Annotated in this window: 17 protein-coding genes; 16 read left to right on the plus strand and 1 reads right to left on the minus strand. The window is 70.9% G+C overall.

Annotated elements, in window-relative coordinates; translation table 11 throughout:
- Positions 1-61: 61 nt before the first annotated feature.
- The 10 genes from ribD to ACFLIM_RS01490 all read left to right on the plus strand — a co-directional run bounded on the left by ribD (position 62) and on the right by ACFLIM_RS01490 (position 8332).
- A complete protein-coding gene (gene ribD / locus ACFLIM_RS01445; protein WP_393160989.1) occupies positions 62-1207 on the plus strand; it encodes a bifunctional diaminohydroxyphosphoribosylaminopyrimidine deaminase/5-amino-6-(5-phosphoribosylamino)uracil reductase RibD in 1146 nt (381 codons plus the stop codon).
- A complete protein-coding gene (locus ACFLIM_RS01450) occupies positions 1207-1797 on the plus strand; it encodes a riboflavin synthase (protein WP_393160991.1) in 591 nt (196 codons plus the stop codon). Before ribD ends, ACFLIM_RS01450 begins: the two co-directional genes overlap by 1 nt.
- A complete protein-coding gene (locus ACFLIM_RS01455) occupies positions 1794-2453 on the plus strand; it encodes a nicotinamide mononucleotide transporter family protein (protein ID WP_393160993.1) in 660 nt (219 codons plus the stop codon). Before ACFLIM_RS01450 ends, ACFLIM_RS01455 begins: the two co-directional genes overlap by 4 nt.
- On the plus strand, positions 2450-3667 hold the full coding sequence (locus ACFLIM_RS01460) for a bifunctional 3,4-dihydroxy-2-butanone-4-phosphate synthase/GTP cyclohydrolase II (RefSeq protein ID WP_393160995.1): 1218 nt from the start codon (positions 2450-2452) through the stop codon (positions 3665-3667). The genes ACFLIM_RS01455 and ACFLIM_RS01460 overlap by 4 nt, the downstream gene beginning before the upstream one ends.
- A 58-nt stretch (positions 3668-3725) precedes the next feature.
- Complete coding sequence (gene ribH, locus ACFLIM_RS01465; protein WP_393160997.1) at positions 3726-4193, plus strand: 6,7-dimethyl-8-ribityllumazine synthase; 468 nt, start codon at positions 3726-3728, stop codon at positions 4191-4193.
- A 46-nt stretch (positions 4194-4239) separates the two neighbouring features.
- Entirely contained in the window at positions 4240-4662 is a 423-nt protein-coding gene (locus tag ACFLIM_RS01470; RefSeq protein WP_393160999.1) for a PH domain-containing protein, read from the plus strand.
- A gap of 93 nt (positions 4663-4755) precedes the next feature.
- Entirely contained in the window at positions 4756-5622 is an 867-nt protein-coding gene (locus tag ACFLIM_RS01475) for an AAA family ATPase (RefSeq protein WP_393161001.1), read from the plus strand.
- Positions 5615-6685, plus strand: coding sequence for a vWA domain-containing protein (locus ACFLIM_RS01480; RefSeq protein ID WP_393161003.1), 1071 nt, complete (start codon positions 5615-5617; stop codon positions 6683-6685). The genes ACFLIM_RS01475 and ACFLIM_RS01480 overlap by 8 nt, the downstream gene beginning before the upstream one ends.
- Positions 6678-7769 carry an XdhC family protein gene (locus tag ACFLIM_RS01485; RefSeq protein WP_393161005.1) on the plus strand — a complete coding sequence of 364 codons (1092 nt, stop codon included), beginning with the start codon at positions 6678-6680 and terminating at the stop codon, positions 7767-7769. Before ACFLIM_RS01480 ends, ACFLIM_RS01485 begins: the two co-directional genes overlap by 8 nt.
- Entirely contained in the window at positions 7766-8332 is a 567-nt protein-coding gene (locus tag ACFLIM_RS01490; RefSeq protein WP_393161007.1) for a nucleotidyltransferase family protein, read from the plus strand. Before ACFLIM_RS01485 ends, ACFLIM_RS01490 begins: the two co-directional genes overlap by 4 nt.
- Here ACFLIM_RS01490 and ACFLIM_RS01495 read toward each other — a convergent pair.
- A complete protein-coding gene (locus ACFLIM_RS01495; protein WP_393161009.1) occupies positions 8318-9205 on the minus strand; it encodes an endonuclease/exonuclease/phosphatase family protein in 888 nt (295 codons plus the stop codon). The two genes, ACFLIM_RS01490 and ACFLIM_RS01495, sit on opposite strands and share 15 nt — an antisense overlap.
- A 93-nt stretch (positions 9206-9298) precedes the next feature.
- Between ACFLIM_RS01495 and ACFLIM_RS01500 the strand changes: the two genes are divergently transcribed.
- The 6 genes from ACFLIM_RS01500 to ACFLIM_RS01525 all read left to right on the plus strand — a co-directional run bounded on the left by ACFLIM_RS01500 (position 9299) and on the right by ACFLIM_RS01525 (position 14642).
- Entirely contained in the window at positions 9299-10339 is a 1041-nt protein-coding gene (locus ACFLIM_RS01500) for an LLM class F420-dependent oxidoreductase (RefSeq protein ID WP_393161011.1), read from the plus strand.
- Between the two features lie 95 nt (positions 10340-10434).
- Positions 10435-11958 (plus strand): serine/threonine-protein kinase, encoded by a 1524-nt coding sequence (locus tag ACFLIM_RS01505; protein ID WP_393161013.1) that lies wholly within the window; start codon positions 10435-10437, stop codon positions 11956-11958.
- Positions 11959-12033: 75 nt separating this feature from the next.
- Positions 12034-13086: a M24 family metallopeptidase gene (locus tag ACFLIM_RS01510; protein ID WP_393161015.1), complete on the plus strand. Its 1053-nt coding sequence runs from the start codon at positions 12034-12036 to the stop codon at positions 13084-13086.
- Positions 13087-13112: 26 nt separating this feature from the next.
- The gene (gene efp / locus ACFLIM_RS01515) at positions 13113-13673 is read left to right on the plus strand and encodes an elongation factor P (RefSeq protein WP_393161017.1); all 561 of its coding nucleotides are present in this window, start codon (positions 13113-13115) and stop codon (positions 13671-13673) included.
- Position 13674: 1 nt separating this feature from the next.
- Complete coding sequence (gene nusB, locus ACFLIM_RS01520) at positions 13675-14085, plus strand: transcription antitermination factor NusB (RefSeq protein WP_393161019.1); 411 nt, start codon at positions 13675-13677, stop codon at positions 14083-14085.
- A gap of 218 nt (positions 14086-14303) precedes the next feature.
- Positions 14304-14642, plus strand: a complete 339-nt coding sequence (locus ACFLIM_RS01525; RefSeq protein ID WP_393161021.1) for an MmcQ/YjbR family DNA-binding protein — start codon at positions 14304-14306, stop codon at positions 14640-14642.
- Positions 14643-14745: the final 103 nt, after the last annotated feature.

A 14745-nucleotide genomic window follows, 5' to 3' on the forward strand; every position in this document is an offset into this window, starting at 1 on the left:
TCATGGATCGATCCCCCGGGGCCCGCCGTGGCTTGGAGCTACTGGCAGGTAGGAGACCCGGGTGGAGATTCCCGCGCAGGATGCCGCGCACATGGCGCGCGCCGTCGAGCTGGCCGGGCGCGGACACGGCACCACCAGCCCCAACCCCGTCGTGGGCTGCGTCGTGCTGGACGCCGCGGGCGAGGTCGCCGGTGAGGGGTTCCACGCGTACGCGGGCGGGCCGCATGCCGAGGTCGTCGCGTTGGCGCAGGCGGGGGAGCGGGCGCGCGGCGGCACCGCCTACGTGACGCTCGAACCCTGCGACCACACCGGCCGGACGGGGCCGTGCAGCCAGGCCTTGCTCGACGCGGGCGTCGCGCGAGTGGTGATCGCGGTGTCCGACCCCAATCCGAAGGCCGCCGGTGGTGCCGCGCGGCTGCGGGCTCGCGGGGTCGCGGTGACGTCCGGGGTCCTCGCCGGGGAGGCCGGGCGGGTGAACGAGGAGTGGCTCACGTACGCTCGGCTCGGCCGGTCCCACGTGACCTGGAAGTTCGCCGCCACCCTCGACGGCAGGTCGGCCGCCGAGGACGGCACCAGCCAGTGGATCACCTCGCCCGAGGCGCGGGCCGACGTGCACCGGCTGCGGGCCGCCTCGGACGCGATCGTCGCGGGCATCGGCACCGTCCTCGCCGACGATCCCCGCCTCACCGCCCGCCCCACCCCGCCCGCCGAAGACGGCTCGGGGGTGGGTGACGAGGTGGGCGTCCGGCGGGCCACGGGTGTTCGCGTGCCGTTGCGGGTCGTGGTCGACCCCGATGGCAGGACGCCGCCGTCCGCCAGGGTGCTCGACGACCAGGCGCCCACGCTCGTCGCCATCGCCGACGACGTCGAGACCGACCTCAAGGCCGACCTCCTGCGCCTGCCCCGCCACGCGGCCGGCCTCGACCTGCCCGCCCTGCTGGGGGAGCTGGCGGCGCGCGAGGTGGTCAGCGTGTTCCTGGAGGGCGGCCCGACGCTGGCCGGCTCGTTCATCGGGCAAGGGCTGGTCGACCGCGTGGTCGCGTACGTGGCGCCCGCGTTGCTCGGCTCCGGCCGGGCCGCGCTCGGCGCGGCCGGGGTGCGGACGATCGGCGAGCTCCACCGCCTGACATTTGACGATATTTCCCCCATCGGGCCGGATGTACGGCTAATCGCCCGGCCCACCACCCAACCAGGCAGGGAGAAGTGATGTTCACCGGAATCATTGAGGAAAAGGGCGACGTGGTGGCCATCGAGCAGGCGGGCGGCGGCGCCCGGCTGTCGGTGCGTGGCCCGGTCGTCACCTCCGACGCCACGCACGGCGACTCGATCGCGGTCAACGGCGTGTGCCTCACGGTCGTGGAGGTCAAGGACGACGTGTTCACCGTGGACGTGATCAGGGAGTCGCTCGACCGCAGCTCCCTGGGCGGGCTCACTCAGGGCTCGGCGGTGAACCTGGAGCGGGCCGTACGCGCCGACCAGCGCCTCGGCGGCCACATCGTGCAGGGCCACGTGGACGGCACCGCCGTGCTGCTGTCGAGAGACCCCGGCGAGAGCTGGGACGACGTGCGTTTCTCGCTCCCGGAGGCGCTCAGCCAGTACGTGGCGGAGAAGGGCTCGATCGCGATCGACGGAATCAGCCTGACGGTCACGACGGTTGACGACGAAAGCTTCGGCGTGAGCCTCATCCCGACCACGTTGAAGCTGACCACCATGGGCGACCGCCAGGTGGGCGACGTGGTGAACATCGAGGTCGACGTGATCGCGAAGTATGTGGAAAGGCTGGTGGTCAGGCAGTGAACTGGGCCAACGCCGGATTCGAGATATTCGGCACGCACGTGCTCTGGACGGACCTGGTCGGCAACATCGCCGCCCTCTCGACGGTCCTGCTCGCCATGCGCAAGTCGATGTGGACGTGGCCGGTGCAGTTCACCGGCTCGGTGCTGCTGTTCATCGCCTCCATCAACGCGCACATCACCGGAAACGCGCTCAAACAGGCCCTGTTCGCGGGCCTGGCGATCTACGGCTGGTGGGCGTGGCGGCGTGGCACGCAGGACGGCAGGCAACTGGCCGTCCGTCCCGCCCAGTGGTGGGAGCGGGGCCTGCTGATCGGCGTCATGCTGGTGGGCACGGTCGTGGTCGGGTTGCTGTTCTTCGTCACCGGCCTGTCGTGGGGCGCTCAGGTGCCGCTGCCGGAGGGCGCGTTCCTGGTGGCCGCCGACGCCTACATCTTCGTCGGCAGCGCGATGGCCACCTGGGCGCAGGGCCGGGCGCTGGTGGACTTCTGGATCGTCTGGGTGGCGGTGGACCTGGTCGGGGTGCCGCTGGCGTTCAGCTCGGGGCTGGTGGTCTCCGGAGCCGTCTACGGGGTGTTCTTCGTGCTGGTCCTCATCGGGTTCGTCAAGTGGCTGCGCGAATACCGCTCGTCGCCGCTGGCCGTGGCGGTGGCGCAATGAGCGACATCAAGCTCGACCCGATCGAGCGGGCGATCGACGACATTCGCAACGGCAAGCCCGTCGTGGTCGTCGACGACGAGAACCGGGAGAACGAAGGCGACCTCATCTTCGCCGCCGTCAAGGCCACGCAGGATCTGTGCACGTTCACGATCAGGCACACCAGCGGGATGATCTGCGTGGCCATGGAGGGCAAGGAGCTCGACCGGCTCGGCCTGCCCCTCATGGTCTTCCACAACAAGGAACGCATGCGCACGGCGTACACGATCACCGTGGACGCCCGCGACGGTGTCACCACGGGCATCTCCGCGGCCGACCGGGCCAGGACCATCCGCACGCTCGCCGACTCCGCCACCGAGCCCAACGAGCTGGTGCGCCCCGGGCACATCTTCCCGCTGCGCTACCACGAGGGCGGCGTGCTGGCCAGGCGCGGCCACACCGAGGCGGCGGTCGACCTGGCCAGGCTGGCCGGGCTGTCGGCGGCGGGCGCGCTGGCCGAGGTCGTCAACGACGACGGCACCATGGCCAGGCTGCCGGAGCTGCGGCGCTTCGCCGACCAGCACAACCTGGCCCTGGTCTCGATCGAGCAGCTCGTCGACCACCGCCGCCGGGCCGAGAGCATGGTCACCAGGGTCGCCGAGACGCGGCTGCCCAACGTGTACGGGATGTGGCGGGTGTACGGCTACGCCAGCGCGCTGGACGGCGGCGAGCACGTGGCACTCGTCTACGGCGACCTGGGCGATGGGGAGAACATCCTGGTCAGGGCCCACTCCGAATGCCTGACCGGCGACGTGTTCGGCTCGCTGCGCTGCGACTGCGGGGTGCAACTCGACCACGCCATGTCGGCCATCGCCCAGGAGGGCCGCGGGGTGGTCGTCTACCTGCGTGGCCACGAGGGGCGGGGCATCGGCCTGCTGGCCAAGCTCAGGGCATACAGCCTGCAGGACAACGGCAGCGACACCGTCGACGCCAACGTGGAGCTGGGGCTGCCGGTGGACGCGCGGGAGTTCTCCAACGCGGGGCAGATCCTGGCCGACCTCGGGGTCAAGTCGGTGCGGCTGCTCACCAACAACCCGGCCAAGCTCAAGGGCATGGACGGCTACGGCATCAAGGTCCTCGGGCGCGAGCCCATGCCCGTGGCCATGAACCCGTACAACGAGCGATACCTCAAGGCCAAGCGCGACCGCCTCGGCCACGACATCTCGGAGGCTTCATGAGTGAGCGATCAGTCAGACACAGTCGGGTCCCGCTCATGTGGCCGACGGAGGAGGCTGCATGAGCGGGGAGGGACGGCCGGGTGCCGCGGCGCCGGACGCCTCGGGGCTGACGGTCGGGGTGGTGGCGGCCAGCTGGCACGCCAAGATCACCGACCAGCTGGTGACCCGGGCCGTGCAGGCTTGCGACGACAGCGGCGCCACGGCGACCGTGGTGCGGGTGCCCGGATCGCTGGAGATCCCGGTGGTCGCCCAGGCGCTGGCCCGCCGTTGCGACGCGGTGGTGGCCCTGGGCGCGGTCATCAAGGGTGAGACCGCCCATTTCGACTACGTCTGCGACTCGGTGACCTCGGGCCTGACCCGGATCGCCCTGGACGAGGAGACTCCGGTCGGCAACGGCGTACTCACCTGCGAGATGATGGACCAGGCCCTCGACCGCTCGGGCCTGCCGGGAAGCAAGGAGGACAAGGGGTACGAGTCAGCCATCGCCGCGCTGGAGACCGCCCTCCTGCTCCGTGACCTCCACTGACCTGCGATAGGTTTCCCTCGTGCCCCAGCCCGTGCCCCCTCCGCCCTTGCCCGTCACCTGGCGCCCACGCCGGGGAAGGATCGTCGCGTACGGATTCGCCGTGCTGATCGTGCTGGGGGCGGTGGTCATGGCCGTCCTCATCGCCGGCTCGTTCAAGCTGCCCGATCGGCTGGCGATCGTGGCGTTCGGGTGTGCGGTGGCGTTCGTGCTGCATCTGCTGGGACGGGTGCGGGTGGAGGCGGACGACGAGGGCATCACGATCGTCAACGCCGTCCGCACCCACCGCTACACCTGGCCGGAGATCCTGGAGATCACGCTGCTGGTGGGGGACCCGTGGCCGAGGATCGACTTCTCGGACGGGCGCACCATCGGGGCGATGGGCATCCAGGGCTCGGAGAAACCCCGCGCCCGCCGGGCGACGGCCGAACTGGAGGCCCTGATCCGGGAGCGCGGGGAGGCCAAAGAGTGATCGACAGCTTACTGTTTGCGATCAGGGGTGAATATCGTCGAACCGGGTGCCGAGACGTAGCCTGAAGGGGTGCTGCGGCGGACAATCAGGGCAATGGACATCGAGTCGCCCGAGAAGCTCATCGAGCTCCTCGACCGGCACGCCTACCTCGCCGACGAAGGACTGGCCACGGCCGCCTTCCTGGCGCTGAAGATGGGGCGGCCGCTCTTCCTCGAAGGGGAGGCCGGGGTCGGGAAGACCGAGCTGGCCAAGACGCTCGCGACGCTGCTCAAGGCGCCGCTCATCCGGCTGCAGTGCTACGAGGGGCTCGACGCGGCCCAGGCCCTGTACGACTGGGACTTCGCCCGCCAGCTGCTCCACCTCAAAGCCGCCGAGGCCGCCGGGATCACCGACGTGAGCAGGCTGGAGGGCGAGATCTACGACCGGCGGTTCCTGATCGCCAGGCCCTTGCTCAAGGCCATAGAGACGCAGCCCAGCGTGCTGCTCGTGGACGAGATCGACCGGGCCGACGACGAGTTCGAGGCGTTCCTGCTCGAGGTGCTCTCCGACTTCACGATCTCGATCCCCGAGCTGGGCACGATCAGGGCCAGCAGGCCACCGGTGGTCGTGGTGACCTCCAACCGGACCCGCGAGGTGCACGACGCGCTCAAGCGGCGCTGCCTCTACCACTGGCTGGAGCACCCGAGCTTCGACCGCGAGGTCGCCATCCTGTTGCGCCGCCTGCCCGACTGCACCGAGACGCTGGCCATCCAGGTGGCGCGGGCGGCCGAGCGGTTGCGGCAGGCCGACCTGGTCAAGCCGCCCGGTGTCGCCGAGACGCTCGACTGGACCGAGGCGCTGCTGACGCTGGGAGCCAAGGAGCTCGACCCCGGCCGGGCCGCGGCCACGCTGGGCGCGGCGCTGAAATACCGTGAGGACGTCTCCACCGTGCTCGGGAACGGGCTACTCACCCATGGATGAGCTGGCCGCCACCATGACGGGGTTCGCCAGGACGTTGCGCGCGGCCGGGGTGAACGCCGATCACGAGCGGACCCAGAATCTCCTCAAAGCCCTCGACCACCTCGATGTGAGCGATTCCGGCGAGGTCTACTGGGCCGGGCGGCTCACCCTGTGCGCCACGCCTGACGACCTCCCACGGTACGACCGGTGCTTCGCCGCCTACTTCGGCGGGCAGAAGGCGGGCGTCACCCGTACGAGCACGACGAGCGTCACCCGGCACCTGGCCGAGCGTGGCGACGGCGAGAGCGGGGACGACGGGACGGCGGCGGCCGCGACGGCGAGCAGGGTGGAAGTGCTGCGGCACCGCGACGTGGCCAGGCTGAGCGAGGCCGAGCGGGCCGAGGTGCACAGGATGCTGGCCATGCTGAGGAGCGGGCGGGCGCGGCGGCGCTCGCGCCGGTTCGAGAGCGCGCACCGCGGCGGCCTGGACCAGCGCCGCACGATCCGCGACGCGCTCAGGAAGGGCGAGGTCGCCCGGCTGCGGCACCGCAGGCACACCACCAGGCCGCGTACGGTGGTGCTGTTCGTGGACGTCAGCGGCTCGATGGCCCCCTACGCGGAGACGCTGCTGCGCTTCGCCCACGCGCTGGTCAGGAGCGAGCCCAGGGCCACCAGGGTCTATACGGTCGGCACCAGGCTCACCCCGATCACGGCCGAGTTGCGGCACCGCGACCCCGGCACCGCGCTCAACGAGGTGTCCAAGGCCATCCCGGACTGGAGTGGAGGGACGCGGCTGGGGGAGGAACTCAGGGAATACCTTGCCCGTTTCAGCGCGAGAGGGGCGATCGCCGTGATCGCCTCGGACGGGTGGGAACGCGGCGATCCAGAGCTCCTGGGGACGCAGATGGCCAGGCTGGCCAGGCAGGCGCACCGGGTGATCTGGGTAAACCCACACAAGGGGTACGACGACTACCAGCCGCTCACCGGAGGCATGCGCGCCGCCCTCCCGTACCTCGACGACCTGGTGGCCGGGCACAGCCTGGCCGCCTACGAACGACTCAGCGAAAGGCTCGCCCATGCGTGACGTGCTGCCGGAGATCATGCGCTGGTGGAGGTCCGGGCTCAGGTTCGGGCTGGCCACGGTGGTGGGCACGTGGAGCAGCGCGCCCAGGCCGCCGGGGGCGGCCATGGCGGTGCGCGGCGACGAGGTGGTGGGCAGCGTGTCCGGCGGATGCGTCGAGGGCGCGGTGTTCGAACTCGCCGCCGAGATCGACGAACCCGTCCTGCAGAGGTACGGCGTGAGCGACGACGACGCGTTCGCCGTCGGGCTCACGTGTGGCGGCATCATCGACATCCTCGTCGAACCCATCTCGATCGAGACATTTCCCGAACTGGGGGACATCGCGGCGTCCGTGGAGGCGCACGAGCCGGTCGCCGTCGCCACCATCGTCTCCGGGCCCGGCCAGGTCGGCGCCCGCCGGATCATCTGGTCGGAGCGCGCCTCCGGCAGCCTGGGCCTCGAACGCCTCGACGAGGCCGTGGACGACGACGCCCGCGGCATGCTCGCCCAGGGCCTGACCGGCATCAGGCACTACGGCGGCCAGGGGGAGCGGCGGCTGGACGACCTGGCGGTGTTCGTGCACTCGTTCGCGCCGCCGCCGCGCATGCTGGTGTTCGGGGCGATCGACTTCGCCGCGGCCGTGGCCAGGGTGGGCAAGTTCCTCGGTTACCACGTCACGGTCTGCGACGCCCGCCCGATCTTCGCCACCGCCAAGCGCTTCCCGGACGCCGACGAGGTGGTGGTCAAGTGGCCCCACGACTACCTGGCCTCCGTGCCGGTGGACGAGCGCACGGTGATCTGCGTGCTCACCCACGACCCCAAGTTCGACGTGCCGCTGCTGGAGGTGGCGCTGCGCACCGACGCCGGCTACGTGGGCGCGATGGGCTCCCGCCGTACCCACGAGGACCGCCTCGACCGGCTGCGCGAAGCCGGCCTCACCGACCCCGAGCTGGCCAGGCTGAGGTCGCCGATCGGCCTCGACCTCGGCGCGCGTACCCCCGAGGAGACGGCTGTGTCCATCGCCGCCGAGCTGATCCAGCTTCGCTGGGGCGGCTCGGGCCGCCCGCTGTCCAGCACGGAGGGCCGCATCCACCACGAGGTCTCATGAAGACCTCTCGGGTCGCGGGGCTGTTGCTGGCCGCCGGTCAGGGCGCCCGGCTGGGCACGCCCAAGGCGCTGGTCGAGTACGCGGGCGAGCGGCTGGTGGACCGCGGCGTGCGGCTGCTGGCGGACGGCGGCTGCCATCCCGTCGTGGTCGTGCTCGGCGCGGCCACGGTGCAGGTGCGTGGCGCCGTGACCGTGCGCAACCCCGACTGGGCGACCGGCATGGGCTCGTCCCTGCGGGTCGGGCTCGGCGCGCTGCCCGAAGAGGCGGAAGCCGTCGTGATCGCGCTGGTCGACCAGCCGCTCATCCGCCCGGGCGCGGTGCGCGCGCTGATCGACGCGAGTGCCGACCTGGCCGTCGCCACCTACGGAGGTCGGCGCAGGAACCCCGTGCTCATCACTCGCGAGCATTTCGCCGAGGTGGCCGAGTTGGCCGTGGGCGACGTCGGGGCCAGGGCGTTCATCAAGGCGCATCCCGAGCTGGTCACCGAGGTGCCGTGCGACGAACACGGCGACCCCACCGACATCGACACCCCCGAGGACCTGCACCTGCTAGAAACGCAGTGACGCCACGGCCGCCCGGTGGTCGCTGCCGGTCGCCGGGGCCACGCCTGCCTCGGTGGCCGTCATCCCCTTGAACAGGATGTGGTCCGGCCTGGTGATCGGGAACTCCGACGGCCAGGTGAACCCGAACCCGTCGCCGGCCGCGCTCTGCGCGTCGGTCAGCGGCGGCGTCAGCCCGCGCATGCCCCGGTCGGTGGTGGCGGTGTTGAGGTCGCCGAGCAGCAGGATCCGCTTGCTGGAGTCGGCGTCGATGAGCTTGCGCGCCCGCGCGAGCGAGGCGTCGCGCGAGGTGGTGGCCCCCGGACGGGCGGAGGCCAGGTGCATGACGTAGACGGTCACCTTGCCCTTCGGCGTGGTGACCACGGCGCGCAGGGCTCGCGGCCAGCCCAGGCCCACGTCGAGCGGCTTGGCGTCGCTGATCGGGTAGCGGCTCCACAGGCCGACCGTGCTGACCGGGTAGCGGTATTTGAACATCTTGTTGAGCTGCTTGGCCGCGGGCCCGCCGCCGGTCAGCTCCTGGGCGGCCAGCAGGTCGAGATCCTTGGCGATCACCCGCACGGCCTCGCCGGAGGCGTTGTTGCGCACGCCCACGTTGACCGTGCCGACCGCCAGGTCGCTGGGGCCTCCGGGCGGCGTGCGGAACAGTGTGGAGCCGAACATCACCGCCCACACCACTCCCGGCATCAGCGCCGCCGCGGTGGCCAGCCTGGAACGTGCCACCACACCGGCCACGAGCAGCAGCGGGACCGCCAGCCCCAGCCACGGCAGCAGGCTCTCCATCACGGGGGTGAACCCGCCGAACGCCGGGATCAGCCGGTGCCCCGCGAGGGCCACGGCCAGCACGGCGGACACGACGACGACAACCCGGCTCAGCATCCGAACCAGGCTAGCCGCTCCGTACGAGACACGCCGACGCGATAACCTGTTGCCATCGAAACGGAATATCATTCGGTTCAGTGGGAGCCCGGCATGCGCATCGGTATGGCACTCAACTACTCGGGCGGATTCAAAGAGACGGTCGCGGAGCTGGCCGACTACGAGAAGGCGGGGCTCGACATCGTCTTCGTGGCCGAGGCCTACACGTTCGACGCCGTCAGCCAGCTGGGCTACATCGCGGCCAGGACCGAGCGGCTGGAGATCGCCTCCGGCATCCTGCCGATCTACTCCCGCACGCCGACCCTGCTGGCCATGACGGCCGCGGGCCTCGACTTCGTCTCCGACGGGCGCTTCACGCTGGGTCTCGGCGCCTCGGGGCCGCAGGTGATCGAGGGGTTCCACGGGGTGCCGTACACCGCGCCGCTCGGGCGTACCAGGGAGATCATCGAGATCTGCCGCCAGGTGTGGCGGCGCGAGCGCCTGGAGTACGACGGCAAGCACTACACGCTGCCGCTCCCGCCCGAGCAGGGCACGGGCCTGGGCAAGGCGCTGAAGCTCATCAACCATCCGGTACGGCCCCGCATCCCCATCGTGATCGCCGCCATCGGGCCGAAGAACGTCGAGCTGGCAGCCGAGGTGGCCGAGGGCTGGCAGCCGATCTTCTACGTCCCCGAGAAGGCCGCCGACGTCTGGGGCGCCTCGCTGGCCGCGGGCCAGGCCCGGCGGGACCCCGGGCTGGGTGAGCTGGACGTGATCGCGCAGGCGTCGCTGGCGATCGGCGACGACGTGGCCGGGCTGCTGGAGCTCGGCAGGGGGATGGCGGCGCTGTACATCGGCGGCATGGGCGCCAAGGGCCGGAACTTCTACAACGACCTGGCCAGGCGCTACGGCTACGAGAAGGAGGCCGAGCAGATCCAGGACCTTTACCTCGAGGGCAAGAGGGAGGCGGCGGCGGCGCTGGTCCCGGGCGAGCTGCTGGAGAGGATGTCGCTGGTGGGCAGCGAGGGGTTCGTGCGCGAGCGCGTACAGGCGATGAAGGAGTCCGGGGTGACCACGCTCAACGTGGCGCCGCTCGGCAGGACGCACGAGGACCGGGTGCGGCTGATCGAACAGATCAAGGAGATCGCCGGATAGCGGTGGCGGTCACGCTTCGGCGACGGTGGGGCGTCAGAGACCGTGGGGGCCTATGGTTGGTCGGAAATCCTGATGTTCGAGTAATTGGCGGGGATATGTCCGACGCGGCGCCGTCCTTGGTCGCTGACCGTTACCGGCTTGACGAGCGCATCGGCAGCGGGCCGATGGGTGAGGTGTGGCGGGGGTACGACACGCGGGCCGACTGGGTCGTGGCCGTGAAGGTGCTCGGCGCCAGGGCGGCGGGGGCCGCGACGCGGGAGGTGCTCAGGCAACACGCCCAGGCCGTCGCCAAGGTGATCCATCCGAACGTGGCCATGGTGCTGGACGTCGGCGACCAGGACGGGGCGCCGTTCTTGGTGATGGAGTACCTCACCGGGCTCGGCCTCGGCGAGGAACTGGCCGCCAGGGGACCACTGAAGATCGTCGAGGTGTGCGACCTGATCGGGCAGGCGGCGGCCGGGCTCGACGCCGCGCACCGGGCCGGGGTCGTGCACGGGCAGGTCGATCCCGACAGCTTCCGCCGGGCCGGGAGCGGGGTGCTCAAGGTTGTCGGGTTCGGGATGGACGATCGGGAGCCTCCGTCGGGCGGCGGCCGGTACCTGGCGCCCGAGCGGGCCGCCGGACAGGAGGCACAGGCCTCGGGAGATCTGTACGCGCTCGGCTGCGTCTGCTACGAGCTGCTGTGCGGGCGTCCGCCCTTCGAAGGCACGCCCAGCGCATCCGGCGGTGAGGCTGGGACGCCGGATGGGGCGTCGGGGGTGCGCCGGGCCGAGCCCGTGCCGCCCAGTGCGATCAGGGGTGAGGTGCCTGCCGAGCTGGATCGGCTGGTGCTGGCCATGATCGCGGAAGAGCCCTCGAAACGCCCGGCCAGCGGTGAGGCGATCCGGCGGGCGCTGGCCGCCATCGCCAGGCCGCGCGCCAATCCGGCGGCCCCGCCCGTGACCGGCGTCTCTCTGCGGGACGGCGGCCTCGCGGCCGGTGCCACGCGCCCCGGCGTGGCGGGTGCGAGCCCGCGAGCCGGTGACACCGCGATCTACCAGGCCGGTGACCTGGAGCCGGAGCCGTCCCCCAACCGCAAGCTGTTCCTGCAGCTCGGGGCGGCCGTGGCGATCATCGTGGTGGTGACCGTGGGCATGGTGGTGTGGGCCGGCGCACGCGAGGATCCGGTGGCGTCGACCCCGACCCCGGCCGCCGTGCCCACCACGCAGTCGTTCCCGACCGAGCTGCCCACCAGCGAGCCGCCCACCAGCGAGCCGTCACCCGGCCTCGTGGCCACCCTCGGACCCGGCGAGCCGACCGTCCTGCGTGGGACGGCGCCGCCCAAGGCCACCCTGGGGGACTCGATTCCGCCCGGCGGATGGGGCAAGTGGCTGGAGGAGTTCGACGAGGCGCTGACGGCCCAGCAGACCCTGGGCGGGATCAACCCGGAGGTCGCGGGCAAGGCGCGCGAGAAGCTCAGGAAGGCCGCCAAGAAGTTCGACCACGGGCAGATCGACCCGGGGCTCAGCCAGGTCGCCGGCGTGTACCGCGACCTGGCGAGCGCGCAGGAGAAGGGCGACCTGGAACCGTCCGGGCCGCTGCCGGAGTTCGTCCGGGAATGGCGGCTTCCGAGAGGCTGACGGCCGGTGGCCGCAGGGCGGGCGAACGATTGGTGGCAATAGTGACGTGAGGGTCATAACACGTACATTGGCGCAATGACCTTCGACTACCCGGCGCGCCGGGCGCGGCTCGCCGAGCTGCTGCCCGCCCATGAGGTCCCCGCCCTGCTCGTCACCTCTCCCGTCAACGTCCAGTACCTCACCGGGCTGGCCAGCTCGAACGCGGCCGTCCTGGTCAAGACCGACGGGACGGCGCTGCTGGCGACGGACAACCGCTACATCGACAAGGCGCGCACGCTGGGCGTTCCGTCGGTCGAGGCGGCGGACGTGGCGGGCAGGCTGGCGGCGCCGGGCGCGGGCATCGAGGCGGCGTGCATGAGCGTGGCCACGTACCACCGGCTGGGTCGCCAGCTGGGCGGCGAAGGACTGGTGCCGCTGGGGCCGGTGGTCGAGGTGCTGCGCGCGGTCAAGGACGACGGCGAGCTGGAGCTGCTCCGTACCGCCTGCGAGATCACGGATCAGGCTTTCGCCGATATTTCGGGAAATATCCGTGAGGGCCTGTCCGAACGGGACCTTGCCCGGCTCCTCGACAACCGCATGACCGAGCTGGGCGCCGACAAGCCCGCGTTCGACACGATCGTGGCCGCCGGCGAGAACGGCGCGATCCCGCACCATGCCCCCACCGACAGGGAGCTGCGCATCGGCGACCTGGTCACCATGGACTTCGGCGCCCGCTACCACGGCTACCACGCCGACATGACCAGGACGGTCTGCCTCGGCCCGCCCGCCGGGTGGCAGCGCGAGATCTACGACCTGGTCGCCGAGGCGCAGCGCGCGGGCAGGCACGCGCTGGCCCCGGGCGCGGGGGCCAGGGAAGTGGACGCGGCCGCCCGATCCGTCATCGGGAACGCGGGCCACGCCGACCACTTCAGGCACGGTCTGGGGCACGGAGTCGGCCTGGAGATCCACGAGGAGCCGTTCCTGGGCCCCTCAAGGACCGGTAGACTAAAGGATCGAGTTCCGATCACCGTCGAGCCTGGGGTCTACCTGCCGGGCCGGGGAGGGGTTCGCATCGAGGACACCCTCGTGACACGTGAGGACGGGCCGGAACTCTTCACGAAGACGACCAAGGAGCTGCTCGTCCTGTAGAGCGGCCGCACGCGGGAGAAGAACGAGTGGCGACGACCAACGACCTCAAGAACGGCATCGTGCTGAAGCTCGACGGTGGTGAGCTGTGGGCCGTCGTGGAGTTCCAGCATGTCAAGCCGGGCAAGGGTGGCGCGTTCGTGCGCACCAAGCTCAAGAACGTGCTCTCCGGAAAGGTCGTCGACAAGACCTTCAACGCCGGCGTCAAGGTCGAGGTGGCCAACGTCGACAAGCGCGAGATGCAATATTCGTACAAGGACGGCGACGAGTTCGTGTTCATGGACACCGAGACCTACGACATGGTCAACGTGCCCAGCGGCACCGTCGGCACCGCCGCCAACTACATGCTGGAGAACACCCTGGCCACGGTCGCGTTCAACGAGGGCTCCGCGCTCTACATCGACCTGCCCGCCGCCGTCGAGCTGACCATCTCCAACACCGAGCCCGGCCTGCAGGGCGACCGCTCCACCGGCGGCACCAAGCCCGCCACGCTGGAGACCGGCGCCGAGATCAAGGTGCCGCTGTTCATCACCACCGGCGAAAAGGTCAAGGTCGACACCCGCAGCGGCGAATACCTCGGCCGGGCCTGAGGTGTCGGCACGCGGCAAGGCACGCAGACGGGCGCTCGACATCCTCTTCGAGGCCGAGCTGCGCGGCGAGGATCCGCTGAAGATCCTCGCCGAGCGCGTGGAGCGGCAGGACCCCCCGGTGAACGAATACACCTCGACCATCGTCGAGGGCGTCGCCAGGCAGCACGCGCGCATCGACGAGCTGATCACCACCTACTCCGAGGGCTGGACGCTCGACCGCATGCCCGCCGTGGATCGAAACCTGCTGCGCGGCGGCACGTACGAGCTGCTGTGGATGCCCGACGTGCCCGAGGGCGTGGTCATCAGCGAGTGGGTGCACCTGGCGGGTGAGCTCTCCACCGACGAGTCCCCCCAGTTCGTCAACGGGCTGCTGGCCCGCTTCAAGCAACTCAAGCCAAGCCTCACCCTTTAGACACCCCTTTGGACGCGGCCAGAGCCGCGCGTTCGGGGTACGTTCCAACCACGCCAGCCTGCACGGCTCGCGAAGGCGAGGGACGTGTACCGTCGCGCGGTCAGGTGTCGTACCGCCTTCAGGGCGCGAGCCTGGCCGTGCGGCGGGTGAGCGGTACGGACAAGTGGCGCGTCACCAGCCGCGACGCGCCTCTTTCCGTGAGTGCGTATGGTGTGCCCATGGTGACCGAGGACGACGTGCGCCGGATCGCGCTGGCGCTGCCCGAGACCACCGAGAAGACCATGTACGGCACGCCCGCCTTCTACGTCCGGGGCAAGTGGTTCGCCAGGGTCAGGGAAGAGGGCGACGTGCTGGTGCTGCCGCTGGGCACCCAGGAGGAGAAGGCGGCGCTCATCGCGGCCGAGCCCGCCAAGTTCTTCACCACGCCGCACTACGACGGGCACGCCTCGGTTCTGGTGCGGTTCGGGGCGGTGGACGCCGGGGAGATGGGCGAACTGCTGGCCGACGCGTGGCGGCTGCGCGCGCCGAAGAGGCTGGCGGCCGGTTTCGACGGCTAGCGCCGCCGCACCCCTCGAGGGCCACGACGGACGGGTGTCGCCGGGGGCGAGCGGGCGATCGCGCGTCGGCGTAGGCTGGGGCCCGTCCGCGAATAAGCAGCTA

Origin of the sequence: Nonomuraea marmarensis (assembly GCF_043197025.1) — a bacterium.
GTDB lineage: Bacteria > Actinomycetota > Actinomycetes > Streptosporangiales > Streptosporangiaceae > Nonomuraea > Nonomuraea marmarensis.

Excerpts from the sequence above, each read along its gene's own strand:
- ACFLIM_RS01450 (WP_393160991.1), top strand. The coding sequence starts at position 1,207 with ATGTTCACCGGAATCATTGAGGAAAAGGGCGACGTGGTGGCCATCGAG.
- ACFLIM_RS01460 (WP_393160995.1), top strand. The coding sequence starts at position 2,450 with ATGAGCGACATCAAGCTCGACCCGATCGAGCGGGCGATCGACGACATT.
- ribH (WP_393160997.1), top strand. The coding sequence starts at position 3,726 with ATGAGCGGGGAGGGACGGCCGGGTGCCGCGGCGCCGGACGCCTCGGGG.
- ACFLIM_RS01475 (WP_393161001.1), top strand. The coding sequence starts at position 4,756 with ATGGACATCGAGTCGCCCGAGAAGCTCATCGAGCTCCTCGACCGGCAC.
- ACFLIM_RS01480 (WP_393161003.1), top strand. The coding sequence starts at position 5,615 with ATGGATGAGCTGGCCGCCACCATGACGGGGTTCGCCAGGACGTTGCGC.
- ACFLIM_RS01485 (WP_393161005.1), top strand. The coding sequence starts at position 6,678 with ATGCGTGACGTGCTGCCGGAGATCATGCGCTGGTGGAGGTCCGGGCTC.
- ACFLIM_RS01490 (WP_393161007.1), top strand. The coding sequence starts at position 7,766 with ATGAAGACCTCTCGGGTCGCGGGGCTGTTGCTGGCCGCCGGTCAGGGC.
- ACFLIM_RS01495 (WP_393161009.1), bottom strand. The coding sequence starts at position 9,205 with ATGCTGAGCCGGGTTGTCGTCGTCGTGTCCGCCGTGCTGGCCGTGGCC.
- ACFLIM_RS01500 (WP_393161011.1), top strand. The coding sequence starts at position 9,299 with ATGCGCATCGGTATGGCACTCAACTACTCGGGCGGATTCAAAGAGACG.
- ACFLIM_RS01505 (WP_393161013.1), top strand. The coding sequence starts at position 10,435 with ATGTCCGACGCGGCGCCGTCCTTGGTCGCTGACCGTTACCGGCTTGAC.
- ACFLIM_RS01510 (WP_393161015.1), top strand. The coding sequence starts at position 12,034 with ATGACCTTCGACTACCCGGCGCGCCGGGCGCGGCTCGCCGAGCTGCTG.
- ACFLIM_RS01525 (WP_393161021.1), top strand. The coding sequence starts at position 14,304 with ATGGTGACCGAGGACGACGTGCGCCGGATCGCGCTGGCGCTGCCCGAG.